Raw genomic sequence first — 18,696 nt, 5'->3', positions numbered from 1 at the left:
CGATTCGGACATAGGGCTCCGGTGTCTTCCGGTGTCTTCCGACGGTCACAGGTGCAGAAGCATCCGGCTGTTACCCAAGGTGTTCGGCTTCACGCGTTCGAGACCGAGGAACTCTGCCACGCCCTCGTCATAGGAACGCAGCAGCTCGCTGTAGACATCTGTGTCGACCGGCGTCTCTCCGATCTCCACGAAGCCGTGCTTGGCGAAGAAGTCGACTTCGAAGGTCAGACAGAAAACCCGGCGCACGCCCAGCCAGCGGGCGGTCTGCAACAGCTTGTCCAGCACTTGATGCCCCACTCCGGCGCCCTTGATGCTGTGATCGACCGCAAGAGTACGGACTTCCGCAAGGTCTTCCCACATCACATGGAGTGCGCCGCAGCCGATGACGCGGGCGTCCTCGTCGCGTTCCGCGATCCAGAACTCCTGGATGTCCTCGTAAAGCGTCACCGTCGCTTTGTCGAGCAGGATGCCTTCGCGCACGTACCCGTCGAGGAGACGGCGGACCGAGGGTACATCGCCCGTCCGGGCACGCCGGACGGTGATGGCCGCGTTCATAACCGACGGTTCGGTACGGAAATCGGTATGCGGAAGCTCTGAGGACATGGCCCGACGCTATCGCCCGGACTCCGTGTCCGCGTCGTCGGCCGGGCGATCGCCGGTCTCCGGCAGCTCCGGCGATACGATCCGCATCGCGTCACTGAGTGCTTCCCGCTGCTCGGCGGACATCATGCCGAAGAAGGCGACAAGAGCGGCGGCGGGGTTGTCGCTGTGGGACCAGGCTTCGTTCATCAGTGCGGCCGAGTAGGCGGCGCGGGTGGAGACCGCCGTATATCGATATGCGCGGCCTTCGACTTCCCTGCGCACCCAGCCCTTCTGATGGAGATTGTCCATTACCGTCATGACGGTCGTGTACGCGATGGACCGTTCCTTCTGAAGGTCCTCAAGGACTTCCCGCACGGTGACCGGACGGTTCCATTGCCAGACCCGTGTCATCACGGCGTCTTCCAGCTCTCCCAATTGGCGAGGCACAGCGTCACCTTAGTGCTAGATGTCTGGAATGACCGGTTATTTGTGCAACAAAAGGGCGTGCGGCTCCTGATGAGCCGCACGCCCTTCATGCGGTGCGCGAGGTGCGGTACGCGCCGTACCGGTCAGACGCCTTCGGTCCGCGGTGCCTGCTGCGCCGCCTCGGCGCGGCTGAGCGCCGAGTCCACGGCCGCGTCCTCCTTGGCCTTGTTCGGGCCGCCCTGGCTCTTGACGATCGTCACGACGAGGCCGATGAAGAAGGCGGCCATCACCACGGGGGGCACGAGCGCGGATACGTAGTCCATGGGATCCAGAGTAACGATCCCGGTACGGACTTCCGCGCGACCCCTCCGTCGTCCGGCGCGGCTACCCCGCGGCGCGTTGTTGCGAGGGCGGTACGGGCCGACGGCGAGGAGGGAAGACTTCCGAGGGCTTCGGGGCGGGACGTTCGGACGGTGGCACGGGACGGGCCGGGGTCTTCGGCTTTTCGGGTTCCGTGGTCGCGGCCCGGCCGCCGGGGAGGGCGAGCAGACGGCTGCGCGGGGCGGGTGCTGTCGTGGGGACGGCGCGTCCGGCGAGACGGGCCCGCACCGACCGCTCGGCGAGCACGTGACAGCGCTCCAGGAGCGCTGCGGCCACCGGTCTGCCCCGTTGGGTGCGCAGGGCTGCCAGATCCTCCGGGCGGGGGTCGTATCCGGCGGCCAGGGCATCCTGGAGCAGCTCCAGATAGCGGGCGACCGAGCCTGGCAGGGCGTCGCGGTAGCGGACGAGGTCGGCGAGGAGGAACGCACGCAGCCGTCCCGCCTCCCCGACCGCCTCGTCCAGGGAACTCGCGAGCCGCAGGCAGTCCTGGACGTCCTCGTCGGGCAGGGGCGTGGGGCGGAGGGCGTTGGCGAGGGCGCGTCGGAGCACACGCAGCTCGTCCGCGCTGAACGCCATACCGCCGCGTGATCCGTAAGGCGTGGGCATAACGCGACAATACGTGCTAAATGGACAAAATCCGTTTAGCTGGGCGACGGCGGCGCGGCGGCAGCCTCCGCGCCGCCGCGCCGTTCCCGCAGGTACCCGGCGCGTGCCCTACATCCGGGCGATGTTGCGCTCGTACACCAGTCGCAGCCCGATGAGCGTGAGCCAGGGCTCGTGCTCGTCGATGACGGAGGACTCCCCCAACACCATCGGAGCAAGGCCGCCGGTCGCGATGACGGTGACGTCGTCCGGGTCGGCCGCCAGCTCCTTCTTCATGCGCTCGACGACGCCGTCGACCTGACCCGCGAAGCCATACACGATCCCCGCCTGCATGGCCTCGACCGTGTTCTTGCCGATCACGCTGCGCGGCCGGGCCAGCTCGATCTTGCGGAGCTGGGCGCCCTTCACGCCGAGCGCCTCGACCGAGATCTCGATGCCGGGGGCGATGACCCCGCCCGCGTACTCGCCCCGGGCGGAGACCGCGTCGAAGGTGGTCGCCGTGCCGAAGTCGACGACGATCGCCGGGCCGCCGTAGAGATCGACAGCCGCGACCGCGTTGATGATGCGGTCCGCGCCGACCTCCTTCGGGTTGTCCATCAGGATCGGGACGCCCGTCTTGATGCCCGGCTCGACGAGCACGGCGGGCACGTCGCCGTAGTAGCGGCGGGTGACCTCGCGCAGCTCGTGCAGGACGGCCGGGACCGTGGAGCAGATCGCGATGCCCTCGATGCCGTCGCCCAGCTCCTCGCCGAGCAGCGGGTGCATGCCCATCAGGCCGTTGAGCAGCACCGCGAGCTCGTCCGCGGTGCGGCGGGCGTCGGTGGAGATCCGCCAGTGCTCGACGATCTCCTCACCGTCGAACAGGCCCAGGACGGTGTGGGTGTTGCCGACGTCGATGGTGAGCAGCATCAGACGCCGGCCCCGTCGGTGTCGCGGAAGTCCAGGCCGATGTCGAGGATCGGCGAGGAGTGGGTGAGCGCGCCCACGGCCAGGTAGTCGACGCCTGCGGCGGCGTAGGCACTGGCGGTGTCGAGGGTGAGCCGGCCGGAGGACTCCAGGACCGCGCGGCCGCCGACGAGCGCGACGGCCTCCTCGGTCCGGGACGGGGTGAAGTTGTCCAGCAGGATCAGGTCGGCTCCCGCCTCCAGGACCTCGCGGACCTGGTCCAGGGTGTCGACCTCGACCTCGATCGGTACGTCCGGGAACTCGTCCCGCACCCGCTTGAACGCCTCGGCGACGCCACCCGCCGCGACGACGTGGTTGTCCTTGACCAGCGCGGCGTCGGAGAGCGACATCCGGTGGTTGACGCCGCCGCCGCAGCGCACCGCGTACTTCTCCAGGGCGCGCAGGCCCGGGGTGGTCTTGCGGGTGTCGCGGACCTTCGTCTTCGTGCCTTCGAGCACATCGGCCCAGGCGCGGGTCGCGGTCGCGATGCCGGAGAGCCTGCAGAGCAGGTTGAGCGCGCTGCGCTCGCCGGTGAGCAGGTCACGGGTGCGGGTGGTGACGGTCAGCAGCTTCTGGCCGGGGGCGACGCGGTCGCCGTCCTCGACATGGCGCTCGACCTCGAACTCGGCCGTGCAGACGATGGAGAGAACGGCCTCGGCGACGCGCAGACCCGCGACGACACCGGCCTCGCGGGCGGTGAAGTCACCGGTGGCCATGGCCTCCTCGGAGACCGTGGCGACGGTCGTGACGTCCACACCGCCGTCGAGGTCCTCCTCGATGGCGACGTGCGCGACGTCCTCGACCTGGACCGGGTCGAGGCCCGCGTCGGCGAGCAGCTGGGCGAGGTCGGGGTCGAGACCGCACTCCAGGGGGTCCAGCTCGTAGCCTTCCTCCCCGCCACAGCCGCAGGCGTCGCCGCAGCCGCCCGCGGCCGGTGCGGGCGCGCCGATCTGGATCAGCGGTACGTCCACGGGTGTGGGGCGCGGATTCTCTTCGGGCGTGCTCACGGTTACGGCTCCTCGGGAGTGGGGTGGTTCGTGGGTGCTGTTGCGCAGTCTGGTGCCCCCGTCGCGCGTACGGGCGGGAATGCCTCGGACTCCGTAGGGACCAGGACCAGCTGCCGGTCGGGGGTGAGCCGGACGACGAGGTGGCGGCGCCAGGTCTCGTCGTCGCGCTCGGGCCGGTCCTCGCGCCAGTGGCAGCCGCGGGTCTCCTCACGCTCCCGGGCGGCAGCGACCAGGACGCGCGAGACGAGGAGGAGGTTGGTGGCCTCCCATGCCTCGACGCCGGGCACCGCGACCTTGGGCTCGGCCGCCTCGGCGTCGACGGCGGCGCTGCGGTGCAGGGCCTCCAGCTCGTCGGCCGCGGTGGCGAGGCTGGCTGCGGAACGGAGAACTCCGGCGCCCTGGGTCATGATCCGCTGGATCTGCGGCCGCACCTCGGGGTCAAGGAGCGGGGAGGGGGCGGGGAGTCCGGCGGCCGGCATTTCGGAGGCCGGTGCCTGCGCGGTGCGCGGACCGTTCGCGACGATGTCCGCAGCGATGCGCTCGGCGAAGACCAGCCCCTCCAGGAGCGAGTTGGACGCCAGCCGGTTCGCGCCGTGCACGCCCGTGCAGGCGACCTCTCCGCACGCGTACAGGCCCGGGACCGTCGTCCGGCCGCGCAGGTCGGTGCGGATGCCGCCGGAGGCGTGGTGCGCGGCGGGCGCCACCGGGACAGGTTCGGTGATCGGGTCGATGCCGTTGGCGCGGCAGGCCGCCAGGATCGTGGGGAACCGCTGCTCCCACATCTCGGCGCCGAAGTGGCGGGCGTCGAGATACATGTGCTCGGTGCCGTGCAGCTGCATCTGGCGGGTGATGGCCTTGGCGACGATGTCGCGGGGTGCCAGCTCCGCCAGTTCGTGCTGCCCGACCATGAACCGCGTACCGGACGCGTCGACCAGATGGGCGCCCTCGCCCCGTACCGCTTCCGATACGAGGGGCTGCTGGCCCTCTGAGTCCGCGCCGAGGAAGAGGACCGTCGGGTGGAACTGGACGAACTCGAGGTCGGAGACCTCCGCACCGGCCCGCAGGGCGAGTGCGACACCGTCGCCGGTGGAGACCGGCGGGTTGGTGGTGGTGGAGAAGACCTGGCCCATGCCGCCGGTGGCAAGGATCACCGCGGGGGCGTGGACCGCGCCGACGCCGTCGTGCTGGCCCTCGCCCATGACGTGCAGGGTGACGCCCGCGGTACGCCCTTCGGCGTCCGTCAGCAGATCCAGCACCAGGGCGTTCTCCACGGTGTGGAGGGCGGCGGAGCGGACCGCATCGACCAGGGCGCGGGAGATCTCGGCGCCCGTCGCGTCCCCGCCCGCGTGGGCGATACGGCGGCGGTGGTGGCCGCCCTCGCGGGTGAGCGCGATGTCGCCGGTGTCGCTGGTGTCGAACTGCGCGCCGGTCTCGATCAGGCGGCGTACTGCGTCGGGGCCCTCGGTGACCAGGGTCCGCACCGCGGACTCGTCGCACAGCCCCGCGCCCGCGACCAGGGTGTCGGCCAGGTGCTGTTCGGGGGTGTCGCCCTCGCCGAGCGCCGCCGCGATGCCGCCCTGCGCCCAGCGGGTGGAGCCGTCGTCGAGGCGGGCCTTGGTGACGACGACGGTGGCGAGGCCCGCGGCCGCACAGCGCAGCGCGGTGGTGAGGCCGGCGACGCCGGAGCCGACCACCACGACATCCGCGTCGATGGCCCAGCCGGGGGCGGGGGCGGTCAGCCGTATTCCGGTCACGTGTCGGCTCCGAAGGTCAGCGGGATGTTGTCGATGAGTCGGGTGGCACCCACCCGCGCGGCAACGGCGAGGATCGCGTCGCCGGTGGTCCGGTCATCGGGGATCTCGGTGAAGTCGGCCGGGTCCACGAGCGCCAGATAGTCCAGTGCGAGCGGGGGCTGCGCGGCGGCCGCGTCGTCGAGGATCGTCCGCGCGGCGGCGCGTACCGCCGCGGGTCCGTCGCCGGGCCGGGCCCAGGCCACCGCCTGGGTGTCGGCGGCCGCGCGGACCTCACCGAGGCGGGTGAGCGCGGCGGCCCGGCCCGTCGTCGCCGTAGTGGTCTGCGCGCGGGCGTGCAGCGCCTGCTGGGCGGCGAGCCGGTCCCGGGCGGCGAACAGGGCCCGGGAGAGGGCGAGGGCGGTGCGGCGCTCCTCGGCGTCGAGGAAGCGGTTGCGGCTGGAGAGCGCGAGTCCGTCGGGCTCGCGGACCGTCTCCACGCCGACGATCTCCACCGGGAAGTTCAGATCGCGCACCATGCGGCGGATCAGCGCCAACTGCTGGGCGTCCTTCTGTCCGAAGAACGCGGCATCGGGGCGGGTGAGGTGCAGCATCTTGGCGACGACGGTCAGCATCCCGTCGAAGTGTCCCGGGCGGGACGCACCTTCCAGACGCTCGCCCATCGGGCCCGCGTCAATCCTGACCTGCGGTTCGCCGCCGGGGTAGACCTCGTCGACGGACGGGGCGAAGACGGCGTCGGCGCCGGCCGCGCCCGCGACGGCGAGATCGGCGTCGAGGGTACGGGGGTAGCGGTCGAGGTCCGCCGCCTCACCGAACTGCAGCGGGTTGACGAAGACGGTGACGACGACCTGGCCGTCCGGGCCCGCGGCGGTGCGTGCGGCACGGATCAGGGTGGCGTGGCCCTCGTGCAGGGCGCCCATCGTCATGACGACGGCCCGCGGTCCCGTGCGTGCGCCGAACGCGTCGAGTTCGGCCGCCGTACGCAGCAGCGTGGTCGCTCCGGTCGTGTTCATCGGGTCCCTCCCGGTTCGGTGCTGCCCGCGCCGCCCGAACCTGTCCCGCCGTCGGACAGGACGCCGAGCAGGTCCGCCGCCAGTTCCGGCTTGAGCAGGCCGTGCGCGAGCGCCCGGTCGGCGGTGGCACGGGCCATGGCGAGGTAACCGGCCACGGTCTGCGGGGCGTGCCTGCGCAGCTCGCCGATGTGCGCGGCGACCGTGCCCGCGTCGCCGCGGGCCACCGGGCCGGTCAGCGCGTTGTCACCGGAGCGCAGCGCGTTGTCGAGTGCGGCGCCGAGGAGCGGGCCGAGCATCCGGTCGGGGGCCGCGACCCCTGCCGCGCGCAGCAGCTCCATCGACTGGGCGACCAGGGTGACCAGGTGGTTCGCGCCGAGGGCGAGCGCCGCGTGGTAGAGCGGACGGGACTCCTCCGCGATCCATTCGGGTTCGCCGCCCATCTCGATGACCAAAGCCTCGGCAGCGAGCCGCAGCTCCTCGGGGGCGGTGACTCCGAAGGAGCAGCCGGCCAGCCGCTGTACGTCGACAGCGGTGCCGGTGAACGTCATCGCCGGGTGCAGGGCGAGCGGCAGGGCACCGGCCCGCAGTGCGGGGTCCAGGACCCGGGTCCCGTAGCGCCCCGACGTGTGGACGATCAGTTGTCCCGGGCGGACCGCGCCCGTCTCGGCGAGGCCCTCGACCAGGCCGGGCAGGGCGTCGTCGGGGACGGTCAGCAGCACCAGCTCGGCGCGGGCGAGCACCTCTGCGGGCTGCACGAGGGGCACGTCGGGCAGAAGCATGGCGGCGCGGCGCACGGACGCGTCGGAGACACCCGAGACGGCGACCGGGCGGTGTCCGGCGAGCTGCAGGGATGCGGCGAGGGCGGGGCCGACGCGGCCGGCGCCCACGACGCCGACGGTGAGGCGGGCGGGGCGGTCCCTCGCGTCGAGGGGCTCCCTGGGTGTTGTTGCGTTCACGCGGCGATGGCCTTCCGTTCCAGTCCGCGGGGGGTACCGGACGATTTCTCTGCATGCTACGCCAGCGTTTCGTCCGGACTCCCGGCCGTCCACAGGCTGTGGACGAACACGTGGATCGCCGGCGGGGCAGGGGCCGCGCAAAGGTGTGGGCAGGGGCGGCGTTCTGCGTGATGATCGTCCCATGTCAGACACGGATGAGCAGGTGCAGGTGCAGGTACGGGACGAGGTACGGGGTGGCTCCCCGGACGACGAACAGGCGCAGCGCCTTCGCCGGTTCGACGCCTGGCGGCGGGCCGAGCGGATCCTGGCGCGGCCGCAGCCCGACCGCACCCTCGGAGAACAGCTGGCCGACCTCGCCGCGCACGCCGCGTCCGTCGCCGACCCGGACCAGCCCGCGGACATCTACGGGAACGGCGTCGTCGCCCAGCTGGAGACGCGGATCGCCGGGCTGCTCGGCATGGAGGCGGCGGCATTCTTCCCTACCGGGACGATGGCGCAGCAGGTCGCCCTGCGCTGCTGGGCGGGGCGCACCGGCAATCCGACCGTGGCGCTGCACCCGCTCGCCCACCCCGAGGTGCACGAGCGCGGCGCGCTGGGGGTGGTGAGCGGGCTGCGCACCGTCCATCCGACGTCCGCGCCGCGGCTGCCCACCGCGGAGGAGATCCGCGACTTCGCCGAACCGTTCGGCACGCTGATGCTGGAGCTGCCGCTGCGCGACGCCGGATTCGTCCTGCCGGAGTGGGAGGAGCTGGAGGCCGTGGTGGCGGCCGCGCGCGAACGTGACGCGGTGGTGCACATAGACGGCGCGAGGCTGTGGGAGTGCGCCCCCCGGTTCGGGCGCGGGCTGCCGGAGATCGCGGCGCTGGCGGACAGCGTGTACGTGTCGTTCTACAAGAGCCTCGGCGGGCTGTCGGGGGCGGCGCTCGCCGGTCCCGAGTCCCTGATCGAGGAGGCGCGCACCTGGCGCCACCGGTACGGCGGGCAGCTCTTCCAGCAGTTCCCGGCGGCGCTGGCCGCACTGATCGGCCTGGAACGGGAGCTGCCGAAGCTGGCTTCGTACGTGGCGCAGGCGAAGGTGGTGGCCGGGGCGCTGGCCGAGGGGTTCGCGGAGTCCGCGGTGCCGTGGTTCCGGGTGCATCCGGAGCCGCCTCACACGCATCAGTTCCAGGTGTGGCTGCCGTACCCGGCGGATGTCCTGACGGAGGCGGGAGTGCGGCAGGCGGAGGAGACGGGCATGGCGCTCTTCCACAGGTGGCACCCGGCCGCCGCGGGGCCGCCCGGGATGTCGTTCACGGAGGTCACGGTGGCGGAGGAGGGACTGGAGTGGACGAAACGGGATGTACGGGAGGCTGTGGGGGAGTTCGTGCGACGGCTGGCTTAGACCGACCGGTGGCGCCAGGGCCGCCGCCCCGGTCGGCGGGCGCCCCGGTCGTCCGAGCACCCGTTCCGTCCTCACACGCCGGACGGGCCGGACGGGCCGGGACCGACGGGCCGGGCGGGGCTGCCGGACCGGCCGAGGATGCCCGGCATGCGGCGGGTGAGGCGTTCCCGTAGGGCCGTTCTCCAGCGGCGGTTCGCCGGACGGCCTTCGATCACCGCTTCGAAGCGGCGGGCGTCGCGGGCCTCCCGCACGACCTCCCAGTCGTGCCGGCCAGGCAGGGGCGGCGGCGCTTCCCCGTGCTGAGCCGCGCGGTAGCTGTCGATCATGTGTTGCTGCATCGCGTCCATGACCTCAGCCTGGGCCGCTCCGGCGGGTCCGGCCCGTCGATTGACGACCACCGTCAAATGGCGCGTGACGCTCTCTCCGCACCCCGCACTATGGAGGGGTGAGCGTGAACATCGACATCGCGGGACTGCCGTCCGAGCGCATCGTCTTCGAGACCTCGCCCCTCGCCGAACTGGGGCTCGCGCTGCATGCGCTCTCCGAGCCGGGGCACCACCCCGGCCTGCACGGCTGGGCGACGGCGACCGGCAGTGCGCTGGAGCCGGACCTGGCCGACCGGCTGCACGAGGCCGAGTTCCTGTGGCGGAACACGTTCTCGGACGTCTTCATGGCGTTCGCCGGGGTCCGTGGCGGTGACGGCAGGACCGGGGCGACGCTCGCCGAGGACCTCGACATCCTCGACCGGCTGGACGACGAGCGGTTCGTCGCCTCCGCCCTGGAGTTCACCTGCGCCAGCCTGTACGGGATCGGCGCCCCCTCCCCGCTCAGCGACCCGGGCATGCGCGCCCGGGCCCTGGACATGGCGGCGGCGCGCGGTCTGCGGCAGGTGGAGTTCACCCGGCAGTTGCTGGCCGACCCCGCCCCCGTACGCCGCTGGGTCCGGCGCCTCTTCGAGGACTGCGACGAGGCGTTCTTCGCGGACACCTGGCGCCGGGTCCAGGTCCAGTTGGTCGCCGACGCCCGGCACAAGACGGATCTGCTGCGCCGCAAGGGCGCCGGCGAGGCGCTGGGCGCGGTGTCCGCAGCACTCTCGCTCGACGAGAGCGGCAGCCGGATCAGCGTCGACAAGATGACCGAGGGCTCGACCACCGCGACCGACCCGTCCATCGGCGCCGGGCTGACCCTCATCCCGTCCAGCTTCGGCTGGCCGCATCTGATGGTGCTGCACGCACCCGGCTGGCGCCCGGTGATCCACTACCCGGTGCACCGCCCGGAGCTGCCGTCCCCCGCCTCGGTCGAGCTCCTGCAGCTGCGGATGGAGGCGCTGGCCCACCCCATGCGGATGCGCCTGTGCCGCAACCTCGCCCGTTCCCCGTACACCACCGGTGAACTCGCCGACTCGCACGGCATCACGGCACCCGAGGTCTCCCGGCATCTTTCGGTACTGAAGAAGGCCGGCCTGGTCACCACGCGACGCCGCGGCCGCTACGTACTGCACCAGCTGGACCTGACCGTGGTGGCCCGGCTCGGCAGCGACTTCCTGGAGGGTGTTCTGCGGTAAGCGGCACCGGGCGCCGTGGGCCCGGTGCCGCCGCCTGTGCGTAAGCCCGGACGGGTCCCGCGGTCAGACCGCGACGCCGGTCAGCCCGTCCCGCCCCCGCCGGCCCGCACCAGCCCCGTCTCGTATGCGAGGACGACGACCTGCACCCGGTCGCGCAGGTTCAGCTTGGTGAGGATGCGGCCGACGTGCGTCTTCACCGTCGCCTCGGACAGCACCAGGCGTGCCGCGATCTCGCCGTTCGACAGGCCCTGCGCCACCAGCAGCATCACCTCGCGTTCGCGTTCGGTGAGCTTGCCGACGTCCTTGTGCTGCGGTTCGCTGCCGCTGCTCGGCAGCAGGGACGAGAAGCGGTCGAGCAGTCGCCGCGTGGTGGACGGGGCGACGACCGCGTCTCCGCTGTGCACCGAACGGATCGCGGCGAGCAGCTCACCCGGCGGCACGTCCTTGAGCATGAAGCCGCTGGCTCCCGCCTTCAGTCCGGAGAAGGCGTACTCGTCGAGGTCGAAGGTGGTCAGGATGAGCACCTTGGGCGCATCGGGCCCGCCGCAGATGCGCCGGGTCGCCTCGACGCCGTCCAGCCTCGGCATGCGGACGTCCATCAGCACCACATCCACGGCGGTGGAACGAAGGTTCTCGATCGCCTCCGCGCCGTCGCCGGCCTCGGCGACGACCTCCATGTCCGGCTGGGCTGCGAGCACCATCCGGAAACCGGTGCGCAGCAGCACCTGGTCGTCGACGAGCATCACGCGGATCGCCATGAGGGTTCTTGTCTCCTGTTCCTGTCCAGCACGGGTCAGTGGGCTAGTGGGCGGGTTTGAGCGGCAGCAGCGCGCTGATCCGGAAACCGCCACCGGGGCGCGGCCCGGCGTCGAGCGTGCCGCCGACCATGCCGACCCGCTCCCGCATGCCGATCATTCCGTGGCCCGCGCCGTCGGCGCCGCCGTCCTCGTACAGTTCGTGCGCGGCGCCCCGGCCGTCGTCCTCGACCAGCAGCCCGAGCCCGTCGTCGAAGTAGACCAGCCGCACACTCGCACCGGCGTCCGGGCCACCGTGCTTGCGGGTGTTGGTCAGGGCCTCCTGCACGATGCGGTACGCGGTCAGCTCGACCCCGCTGGGGAGCGGGCGCGGGGTGCCCTCGATCTTGAAGTCCACTGCCAGGCCGGTCTGCCTGACCTGCTCGATCAGCTCCTCGATCTGCTCGACGTCGGGCTGCGGGACGTACTCCCCGCTCTCCCGGGCGTCGCCGGTCCGCAGCACGCCGAGCAGCCGGCGCATCTCGGCGAGGGCCTGCCTGCCGGTGCTGGAGATCGTCTCCAGGGCCTGCCGGGCCTGGTCGGGCGCCGCGTCCATCACGTACGCCGCACCGTCGGCCTGCACCACCATGACGGAGACGTTGTGCGCGACGACATCGTGCAGTTCGCGGGCGATACGGGCCCGCTCGGCGGCCACCGCGACCTTCGACTGCGCCTCGCGCTCCCGCTCCAGCCGGGCGGCGCGCTCCTCCAGCTGGTCGAAGTACGCCCGCCGGGTCCGCATCGAGTCGCCGAGCACCCAGGCGAGCACGAACGGCACCGTCATGACGACGGCGACGAAGACCTCCTGCGCCCAGCCGCCCCGCATCTCGTTCGGCCAGCGCAGCTGTGAGACACCGGCCGCGCAGAGACTGCACACCAGCGCGAGCCGGGACGCCCAGCGCTCACCGACCGTGGCCACGGTGAAGATAATCACCAGCATGGCGAAGTTCGCGACGTTCGGCCTGACACCGAACGCCAGCTGCGCGACGCCCATCGCGACGGCGAGCAGCAGCATCTTCTCCGGTGCCCTGCGGCGCAGCGCGACGACCAGGCAGAGGCCCATGATGACCGGCACGGCGGGCAGCCGCTCCGACCCGCGGCTCGGGTCGGCCACCACGGACAGGCCGGAGAGACCGAGGAGCACGACAGCCCAGAAGATGTCGACGCCCGTCGGGTGTCTGCGGATGAAGTCGTAGAGGCGCTGCACGTGACCCAGCGTAGGGAAGGCCGACAGGTGACTGGGTCAGCCGAAGGGCCGATCCGGTTCCCGGGACCATACTCCCCAGGGTGGAGACTTGGCTCCGTGACGGATGAGTGGCGTGGGTGGCAGGAGGCGGCACAGGCCGCTTTGTACGGGGACGGGGGGTTCTACCGGAGCCCCGAGGGGCCTGCCGGGCATTTCCGTACCTCCGTACATGCCTCGCCGCTGTTCGCCGCCGCCGTGGCCAGGCTGCTGGCCGGGACGGCGCGGGAGCTGGGAACGGACCGGGTCGATCTGGTCGACCTCGGGGCCGGGCGGGGCGAGCTGCTGACGGGGGTGCTGGCGGCGCTGCCGGGCATCGCCCCGGCGGGGCTCGCGGTACGGGCGTACGCGGTGGAGATCGCCGCCCGGCCGCCGGGTCTTGACCCCCGGATCGAGTGGTGCGCCGAGCCGCCGCAGGGGGTACGGGGGCTGCTGTTCGCCAACGAGTGGCTGGACAACGTGCCGACGCCGGTCGCGGAGACCGACGCGGACGGCGTCGACCGGTATGTGCTTGTCCGGACGGCGGACGGCACGGAACGGCTGGGCGCACCGGTGACCGGAGCGGACGCCGAGTGGCTGCGCCGCTGGTGGCCGTCGGCCGGTCCCGGCAGCCGCGCGGAGATCGGGCGGCCGCGCGACGAGGCGTGGGCGCGGGCGGTCGCCACCTTGTCCGAAGGGCTCGCGGTGGCGGTCGACTACGCCCACGTACGGGAGGCGCGGCCGCTGTTCGGCACGCTGACCGGTTTCCGGGCCGGGCGCGAGGTGCGGCCGGTGCCGGACGGCAGCTGCGACCTGACCTCGCACGTGGCGCTGGACGCGTGCGCGGCGGCGGGTGCGGGGGGCGGGACGGAGCCGGAGGTGGTGGATCAGCGGGAGGCGCTGCGGGGGCTGGGGGTCAGCGGGGAGCGGCCGTCGCTCGCACTCGCCTCGACCGACCCGGCGGCGTATGTGCGGGCGCTGGCGTCGGCGGGCGAGGCGGCCGAGCTGACCGCACGGGGCGGGCTGGGCGATTTCGGGTGGCTGATGCAACGGGTCGGGGCGAGCCTGTCGAGCCCCTCCGGCGTTTGACGAGCAGGCTCCGCGGCAGCGCCCCGGAGGCAACGCGGCCCGGGGTGCCGGGCGGACGGGCCGGAAAGCCCGGGGCCCGGAGCGCGCTGTGCGGCGCGCAGGGAATACTGGCCGTATGACGGAGACGACGGTCGGCATCGGTGGCGCGGCGGAGAGCACCGACATGGTGCTCAACATCGGGCCGCAGCACCCCTCGACCCATGGTGTGCTCCGTCTGCGGATCGTTCTCAACGGCGAGCGGATCCAGCACGCCGAGCCGGTCATCGGCTATATGCACCGCGGTGCGGAGAAGCTCTTCGAGGCGCGCGACTACCGGCAGATCGTGATGCTCGCCAACCGTCACGACTGGCTGTCGGCCTTCTCCAACGAACTGGGTGTCGTGATGGCTGTCGAGCGGATGCTCGGCATGGAGGTCCCGGAGCGCGCGGTCTGGACGCGGACGCTGCTCGCCGAGCTGAACCGGGTGCTGAACCACCTGATGTTCCTCGGCTCGTACCCGCTCGAACTGGGCGGCATCACCCCGGTGTTCTACGCCTTCCGGGAACGCGAGGAGCTCCAGGCCGTGATGGAGGAGGTCTCCGGCGGCCGGATGCACTACATGTTCAACCGGGTCGGCGGCCTCAAGGAGGACCTCCCGGCGGGCTGGCTCGGCCGCGCCCGGGACGCCGTCGCGTCGGTCCGCTCACGGATGGACGTGTACGACCGGCTGGTGCTCGGCAACGAGATCTTCCGGGGCCGTACCCGCGATGTCGGTGTGCTGTCCGCCGAGACCGTGCACGCGTACGGGGTGTCCGGGCCGATCGCCCGCGCCTCCGGGGTCGACTTCGATCTGCGGCGCGACGAGCCGTATCTGGCGTACGGGGAACTGCAGGACACCCTCAAGGTCGTCACGCGCACCGAGGGCGACTGCCTGGCCCGGTTCGAGTGCCTGCTGGAACAGACCCACAACTCGCTGGACCTGGCGGACGCCTGCCTGGACCGGATGGCCGGGCTGGCGCCCGGTCCGATCAACCAGCGGCTGCCCAAGGTGCTGAAGGCCCCCGAGGGCCACACCTACGCCTGGACCGAGAACCCGCTCGGGATCAACGGGTACTACCTGGTGTCCAAGGGCGAGAAGACCCCGTACCGGCTGAAGCTCCGCTCCGCCTCGTACAACAACATCCAGGCGCTCACCGAGCTGCTGCCGGGCACGCTGGTCGCCGACATGGTCGCGATCCTGGGCTCGCTGTTCTTCGTCGTCGGCGACATCGACAAGTAGCTCCGCCGACGACCGGCGGCGGGGCAGGGCCTACGAGATCGCGCTGCGCAGCTCCACGACGTCCAGTTGTTCCGTCTCGTCGTGCGCGGTCAGGTCGATGACCTTGCCGACGGCGCGGTTCTGTGCCGTCCCCGTGCGGTGCGCTGCCAGCGCCTCCTCGCCGACCACGTCCGCGAGGTCCTCGTTCTGCACGGACTCGATCGCGGCGCGCGCCTTCTGCGTACCGAAGAAGTCGAAGCTGCCCTGCGGCACCGGATGACGGCGGGACGCGGCGTACGGAACGACCGCGCTGGCGGCCGGGACGGCGCGCTGCGCGGGGAGCGCGGTGGACGGGCGGGCCGGGGACAGGGCGGCCGACGGGCGGCGGTGCTGCTCGGCGGCGGCCGCCGCGTGCTTCCCCTTGCGCTCCTCCGCCTCCTGGGCGCGCTCCGCGAGATCGCGCTTCCTGGCCTGCTCGGCGGTGCGGCGGGCCTCCTGGAGCGCGGCGTTGCGAGTGAGGTCCTGCAGGGCCTGGGCGGCGCGCGCGTACGCGGCCGGTGTCGGTGCGGAGCGGGCGTCGGGCAGCTCCCGGGGCGAGGCGGCTGCTTCGAGCGCGAGCTGCCTGCGTCCCTCCAGTGCGCTGGCCCGCTCGGTCTCGGCGTTGGCGTAACGGCGCAGCAGGTCGGCGTGCTCGCCGCGCAGACCGGCGAGCTCCACACGCTTGCCGCGCAGCTTCGTCTCCAGTCGGACGCGCAGGGCCCGCGACTGCTCCAGGTCGGCCTCGAGCTCCGCGATGCGCTCCTCGGTCTTCCATTCATCGCTTGTGCGGGCACGCATCAGCTCCGCGACGCGACGGCCGGCCTCCCGGTCCCAGGAGCGCATCAGATACGCACCGGTGACGGCGGCGGCCGCAGCGGCGGCGACCAGTCCGCGCAGGACCAGGGGCTCGGCGAGGAGCCAGGCGCCCGCAGCACAGACGACCGACGCTCCGGCGACGACCGAAGGCGGAAGGATTCTGTGCAGAGGTGGCGAATGGCGATGACGTCCGCGTGGCATGGCCTGAAATTTACCGTGCGTGCGGGTCGCTTGGGAGGCCGCCCGGCAATCTGTTCCACGGCGGTTACCTGACGGGTTACCCGGCGGCCCCCGAAGCGGTCCCCCTCCTACTTCTTGATCAGATCTTTCGACTGCAGATAGTCCTTGGCCACATCGGCCGGCTTGGCACGCTCGGCGTCGACCTTGCGGTTCAGTTCCGCGAGGTCCTCGGTGGTGAGCGTCTTGGTGAGCTTGCCGAGCGCATCGGCGATGTCCTGCGCTCCGGCGTCCTTGGCATTGAGAACCGGAACGACGTTGTCCGCATTCTGGAGCTTCTTGTCGTCCTCCAGGAACACCAGGTCGAAGCTGTCCAGCACCGCGTCCGTGGTGGTCGTGAGGACCAGCTGGTCCTTGCCGTCCTTGACGGCCTGCTTGGACTGCGGGGTGCCGACTCCCTTCGGGTCGACACCGGTGACATCAATGCCGTACGTCTTCTTCAGACCCGGTGCGCAGAAGGGCCGCACCTCGCACTCGTCACCCGCCGCGATCTTCACCTTCAGCTTGGACGCACCCAGATCCGAAAGGGTCTTGAGCTTGTTCCTGTCTGCGAATTCCTTGGTCACCGCGAACGCGTTCTGGTCGACCGCTTCGCCGTACGGGAGCACCTTCAGTCCGCGCGGGGCGGCGAGCTTCTCCAGCGCGGCGGTGGTGGCCGCCGCGTCACCGGAGGCGACCGGATTCTTCTCCGCCGTCTTCGCGCCGTTCGCCTTGGCGTTGAGGAATTCGGCGATCGTCGCGGCGTATTCCGGTACGACGTCGATCTCGCCCTTCTCCAGGGACGGCTCGTACAGTTCCCGGTTCTTCACCGTGGTGACCGAGGTGCTGTAACCGGCGTCGGCGAGGATCTGTGCGTACAGCTCGGCGAGCACCTTGGACTCGGTGAAGGCCGCGGCGCCGACGACGAGCGAGCCCTTCTTCCCCGAGTCACCGGACGCGGCGGAGCCGCCCTTGTCCTTCTCCAGGCTGTCGCCGCCGCAGGCGGCGAGCGAGCCGGCCAGTGCGGCCATGCCGATGACCGCGCCCGCTATGCGCGAGGTCTTGCTCATGATGTTCTCCGTCCACAGCAACAGGGCTGATTACGAGTCGTGTCGGGTAAATCGGATGGGTCAGGCGGTCCGGCGGCGGCGGAGCGGCGACAGGGCCCGGTCCAGCCCCACCAGCACGGCCTCCACCGCCAGGGCGAGCACGGCGACGAGCAGCGCTCCGGCAACCACCTGCGGTGTGTTGTACGTGTTGAAGCCGGCGGTGATGATGCGGCCGAGCCCGCCCTGACCGACCATGGCGGCGATCGTCGCCGTGGCGATCACCTGGACCGCCGCCGAGCGCAGACCGGTCATGATCATCGGGTAGGCGAGCGGGAGCTCGACCCGTACGAAGAGCTGGACGCCCGACATCCCCATGCCGCGCGCCGCCTCGGCCACCGACCGGTCCACCTCCGTCATCCCGACATAGGCGTTGGTCAGCAGCGGCGGCACGGCGAACAGGACCAGCGCGGTGATCGTCGGCACATAACCGGCGTTGCGCAGCGGCGACACCATGAACAGGGCCAGCACCGCGAAGACCGGGATCGCCCGCCCCACATTGGAGAGGTTCACGGCCAGTGCACCGCCCTTCCCGATGTGCCCCAGGTACAGAGCGACCGGCAGCGCGATCCCGCAGGCCAACGCGAGTGACACCCCGCTGACGTACAGATGCTCGCCGAGCCGGTGCCCCGCCCCGCTCTCCCCCGACCAGTTGGCGCCGGTGGTCAGCCAGGTCCAGGCCTCGCCGAGTACTCCCATGGGTCAGACCGCCTTCACCTTGGCGACCGCACCCACGGCGTCGCGCGTCGTGCGTATGCGGGTCCAGGGCGTCAGCAGCCGTTGCACCCCGAGCAGCAGCAGGTCCGCCACCACCGCGAGCAGCACGCAGAGCACCGAAGCGGTGAGCACCTGTGCCTTGAAGAAGCTCGGCAGGGCGTCCTCGATGAGGTTGCCGAGGCCGCCTCTGCCGACGATCGAGCCGACCGTGGTCAGCGCGATGGTGGAGACGGTGGCGATCCGGATCCCTGCCATCACCGCGGGCAGAGCGAGCGGGAGTTCGACCTCCCACAGGAGTCGGCCCGGCCCGTATCCCATGCCCTTCGCGGCGTCCTTCGCCTCCTGCGGCACGGCTTCGAGCCCGGCCAGGATGTTCCGTACGAGAATGGTCAGCGAATACAGCACCAGTCCGGTGACGACCAGCGCGGCCGAGAGCCCGAACAGCGGCAGCAGCAGCGAGAACATCGCCAGCGACGGCACGGTGTAGAGCACCGTCGTCAGTCCGAGCACCGGCCCCGCAATACGCCGGCTGCGGCGCGCGAGCAGCGCCAGCGGAAATGCCACCAGGAGTCCGATCACCACCGAGACAGCGGTGAGCCAGATGTGCTGAACAGTCGCATCGGTCAACTCCTGGCTACGGGAACGGAGATACTCGCCGCAGATCCAGTCGTTCGTCACCAGGCAGTTCTGTCCGGTCATCCGTCCCCCACCTCCCGATCGCCGGTCCGTACCGATGTCTGGCGACCCTATCCCCGACCACTGACATTGATACTCGTAGCCGGGTTCCGGTGGTCGTGGCTCCACCACTGACTGACGCCCTGCTGGGCTGTCCTCCGGTTGTTCTGTCCGGC

Annotated in this window: 20 protein-coding genes; 4 read left to right on the top strand and 16 right to left on the bottom strand. The window is 71.6% G+C overall.

Annotation, left to right across the window (positions count from 1 at the left end):
- Positions 1-45: 45 nt before the first annotated feature.
- The 9 genes from ACGFSA_RS27810 to ACGFSA_RS27770 all read right to left on the bottom strand — a co-directional run bounded on the left by ACGFSA_RS27810 (position 46) and on the right by ACGFSA_RS27770 (position 7,664).
- The gene (locus ACGFSA_RS27810) at positions 46-555 is read right to left on the bottom strand and encodes an amino-acid N-acetyltransferase (protein ID WP_366133586.1); all 510 of its coding nucleotides are present in this window, start codon (positions 553-555) and stop codon (positions 46-48) included.
- 57 nt (positions 556-612) lie between these two features.
- Positions 613-1,029 (bottom strand): BlaI/MecI/CopY family transcriptional regulator, encoded by a 417-nt coding sequence (locus tag ACGFSA_RS27805; protein WP_393308749.1) that lies wholly within the window; start codon positions 1,027-1,029, stop codon positions 613-615.
- Between the two features lie 122 nt (positions 1,030-1,151).
- Entirely contained in the window at positions 1,152-1,331 is a 180-nt protein-coding gene (locus tag ACGFSA_RS27800; protein WP_366689403.1) for a hypothetical protein, read from the bottom strand.
- A 61-nt stretch (positions 1,332-1,392) separates the two neighbouring features.
- Positions 1,393-1,965: a hypothetical protein gene (locus ACGFSA_RS27795; protein ID WP_393308810.1), complete on the bottom strand. Its 573-nt coding sequence runs from the start codon at positions 1,963-1,965 to the stop codon at positions 1,393-1,395.
- Between the two features lie 138 nt (positions 1,966-2,103).
- Positions 2,104-2,901, bottom strand: coding sequence for a type III pantothenate kinase (locus tag ACGFSA_RS27790; protein WP_266984380.1), 798 nt, complete (start codon positions 2,899-2,901; stop codon positions 2,104-2,106).
- A complete protein-coding gene (gene nadC / locus ACGFSA_RS27785; RefSeq protein ID WP_393308746.1) occupies positions 2,901-3,944 on the bottom strand; it encodes a carboxylating nicotinate-nucleotide diphosphorylase in 1,044 nt (347 codons plus the stop codon). The genes ACGFSA_RS27790 and nadC overlap by 1 nt, the downstream gene beginning before the upstream one ends.
- 2 nt (positions 3,945-3,946) lie before the next feature.
- A complete protein-coding gene (locus ACGFSA_RS27780; RefSeq protein WP_393308744.1) occupies positions 3,947-5,698 on the bottom strand; it encodes an L-aspartate oxidase in 1,752 nt (583 codons plus the stop codon).
- On the bottom strand, positions 5,695-6,708 hold the full coding sequence (gene panC / locus ACGFSA_RS27775) for a pantoate--beta-alanine ligase (RefSeq protein ID WP_393308742.1): 1,014 nt from the start codon (positions 6,706-6,708) through the stop codon (positions 5,695-5,697). Before panC ends, ACGFSA_RS27780 begins: the two co-directional genes overlap by 4 nt.
- On the bottom strand, positions 6,705-7,664 hold the full coding sequence (locus tag ACGFSA_RS27770; RefSeq protein ID WP_393308740.1) for a Rossmann-like and DUF2520 domain-containing protein: 960 nt from the start codon (positions 7,662-7,664) through the stop codon (positions 6,705-6,707). The genes panC and ACGFSA_RS27770 overlap by 4 nt, the downstream gene beginning before the upstream one ends.
- 181 nt (positions 7,665-7,845) lie before the next feature.
- Between ACGFSA_RS27770 and ACGFSA_RS27765 the strand changes: the two genes are divergently transcribed.
- Positions 7,846-9,045 (top strand): threonine aldolase family protein, encoded by a 1,200-nt coding sequence (locus ACGFSA_RS27765; protein WP_393308738.1) that lies wholly within the window; start codon positions 7,846-7,848, stop codon positions 9,043-9,045.
- A 71-nt stretch (positions 9,046-9,116) separates the two neighbouring features.
- On the opposite strand, the gene ACGFSA_RS27760 is transcribed toward ACGFSA_RS27765, so the two are convergent.
- The gene (locus tag ACGFSA_RS27760; protein WP_393308736.1) at positions 9,117-9,392 is read right to left on the bottom strand and encodes a hypothetical protein; all 276 of its coding nucleotides are present in this window, start codon (positions 9,390-9,392) and stop codon (positions 9,117-9,119) included.
- Between the two features lie 104 nt (positions 9,393-9,496).
- Here ACGFSA_RS27760 and ACGFSA_RS27755 point away from each other — a divergent pair, with 104 nt between their 5' ends.
- Complete coding sequence (locus ACGFSA_RS27755; protein ID WP_393308734.1) at positions 9,497-10,609, top strand: DUF5937 family protein; 1,113 nt, start codon at positions 9,497-9,499, stop codon at positions 10,607-10,609.
- An 80-nt stretch (positions 10,610-10,689) separates the two neighbouring features.
- Here ACGFSA_RS27755 and ACGFSA_RS27750 read toward each other — a convergent pair whose 3' ends face one another.
- Both ACGFSA_RS27750 and ACGFSA_RS27745 read right to left on the bottom strand, forming a co-directional pair.
- Positions 10,690-11,367 (bottom strand): response regulator, encoded by a 678-nt coding sequence (locus tag ACGFSA_RS27750; protein ID WP_393308732.1) that lies wholly within the window; start codon positions 11,365-11,367, stop codon positions 10,690-10,692.
- Positions 11,368-11,410: 43 nt separating this feature from the next.
- The gene (locus ACGFSA_RS27745) at positions 11,411-12,610 is read right to left on the bottom strand and encodes a sensor histidine kinase (RefSeq protein ID WP_393308730.1); all 1,200 of its coding nucleotides are present in this window, start codon (positions 12,608-12,610) and stop codon (positions 11,411-11,413) included.
- A 96-nt stretch (positions 12,611-12,706) separates the two neighbouring features.
- Between ACGFSA_RS27745 and ACGFSA_RS27740 the strand changes: the two genes are divergently transcribed.
- Together ACGFSA_RS27740 and ACGFSA_RS27735 are read left to right on the top strand one after the other, a co-directional pair.
- Positions 12,707-13,714: an SAM-dependent methyltransferase gene (locus tag ACGFSA_RS27740; RefSeq protein ID WP_393308728.1), complete on the top strand. Its 1,008-nt coding sequence runs from the start codon at positions 12,707-12,709 to the stop codon at positions 13,712-13,714.
- Positions 13,715-13,829: 115 nt separating this feature from the next.
- Positions 13,830-14,972 (top strand): NADH-quinone oxidoreductase subunit D, encoded by a 1,143-nt coding sequence (locus ACGFSA_RS27735; protein WP_393308726.1) that lies wholly within the window; start codon positions 13,830-13,832, stop codon positions 14,970-14,972.
- Positions 14,973-15,002: 30 nt separating this feature from the next.
- On the opposite strand, the gene ACGFSA_RS27730 is transcribed toward ACGFSA_RS27735, so the two are convergent.
- The 4 genes from ACGFSA_RS27730 to ACGFSA_RS27715 all read right to left on the bottom strand — a co-directional run bounded on the left by ACGFSA_RS27730 (position 15,003) and on the right by ACGFSA_RS27715 (position 18,544).
- Positions 15,003-16,007 carry a hypothetical protein gene (locus tag ACGFSA_RS27730; protein WP_393308724.1) on the bottom strand — a complete coding sequence of 335 codons (1,005 nt, stop codon included), beginning with the start codon at positions 16,005-16,007 and terminating at the stop codon, positions 15,003-15,005.
- A 107-nt stretch (positions 16,008-16,114) separates the two neighbouring features.
- On the bottom strand, positions 16,115-17,092 hold the full coding sequence (locus ACGFSA_RS27725; protein WP_393308722.1) for an ABC transporter substrate-binding protein: 978 nt from the start codon (positions 17,090-17,092) through the stop codon (positions 16,115-16,117).
- 60 nt (positions 17,093-17,152) lie between these two features.
- Positions 17,153-17,827, bottom strand: a complete 675-nt coding sequence (locus ACGFSA_RS27720; protein WP_393308720.1) for an ABC transporter permease — start codon at positions 17,825-17,827, stop codon at positions 17,153-17,155.
- A 3-nt stretch (positions 17,828-17,830) separates the two neighbouring features.
- Positions 17,831-18,544, bottom strand: a complete 714-nt coding sequence (locus ACGFSA_RS27715) for an ABC transporter permease (RefSeq protein WP_393308718.1) — start codon at positions 18,542-18,544, stop codon at positions 17,831-17,833.
- Between the last annotated feature and the right edge of the window lie 152 nt (positions 18,545-18,696).

Origin of the sequence: Streptomyces sp. NPDC048496 (assembly GCF_043200055.1) — a bacterium.
In the GTDB taxonomy this organism is placed as follows: domain Bacteria; phylum Actinomycetota; class Actinomycetes; order Streptomycetales; family Streptomycetaceae; genus Streptomyces.
This window is presented reverse-complemented; position numbering and strand designations above follow the sequence as displayed.

What these genes read in the sequence shown, in the direction of transcription:
- ACGFSA_RS27810 (WP_366133586.1), bottom strand. Translation starts at nt 555, where the DNA reads ATGAACGCGGCCATCACCGTCCGGCGTGCCCGGACGGGCGATGTACCC.
- ACGFSA_RS27800 (WP_366689403.1), bottom strand. Translation starts at nt 1,331, where the DNA reads ATGGACTACGTATCCGCGCTCGTGCCCCCCGTGGTGATGGCCGCCTTC.
- ACGFSA_RS27795 (WP_393308810.1), bottom strand. Translation starts at nt 1,965, where the DNA reads ATGGCGTTCAGCGCGGACGAGCTGCGTGTGCTCCGACGCGCCCTCGCC.
- ACGFSA_RS27790 (WP_266984380.1), bottom strand. Translation starts at nt 2,901, where the DNA reads ATGCTGCTCACCATCGACGTCGGCAACACCCACACCGTCCTGGGCCTG.
- panC (WP_393308742.1), bottom strand. Translation starts at nt 6,708, where the DNA reads ATGAACACGACCGGAGCGACCACGCTGCTGCGTACGGCGGCCGAACTC.
- ACGFSA_RS27765 (WP_393308738.1), top strand. Translation starts at nt 7,846, where the DNA reads ATGTCAGACACGGATGAGCAGGTGCAGGTGCAGGTACGGGACGAGGTA.
- ACGFSA_RS27760 (WP_393308736.1), bottom strand. Translation starts at nt 9,392, where the DNA reads ATGGACGCGATGCAGCAACACATGATCGACAGCTACCGCGCGGCTCAG.
- ACGFSA_RS27750 (WP_393308732.1), bottom strand. Translation starts at nt 11,367, where the DNA reads ATGGCGATCCGCGTGATGCTCGTCGACGACCAGGTGCTGCTGCGCACC.
- ACGFSA_RS27735 (WP_393308726.1), top strand. Translation starts at nt 13,830, where the DNA reads ATGACGGAGACGACGGTCGGCATCGGTGGCGCGGCGGAGAGCACCGAC.
- ACGFSA_RS27730 (WP_393308724.1), bottom strand. Translation starts at nt 16,007, where the DNA reads ATGCCACGCGGACGTCATCGCCATTCGCCACCTCTGCACAGAATCCTT.
- ACGFSA_RS27725 (WP_393308722.1), bottom strand. Translation starts at nt 17,092, where the DNA reads ATGAGCAAGACCTCGCGCATAGCGGGCGCGGTCATCGGCATGGCCGCA.
- ACGFSA_RS27720 (WP_393308720.1), bottom strand. Translation starts at nt 17,827, where the DNA reads ATGGGAGTACTCGGCGAGGCCTGGACCTGGCTGACCACCGGCGCCAAC.
- ACGFSA_RS27715 (WP_393308718.1), bottom strand. Translation starts at nt 18,544, where the DNA reads ATGACCGGACAGAACTGCCTGGTGACGAACGACTGGATCTGCGGCGAG.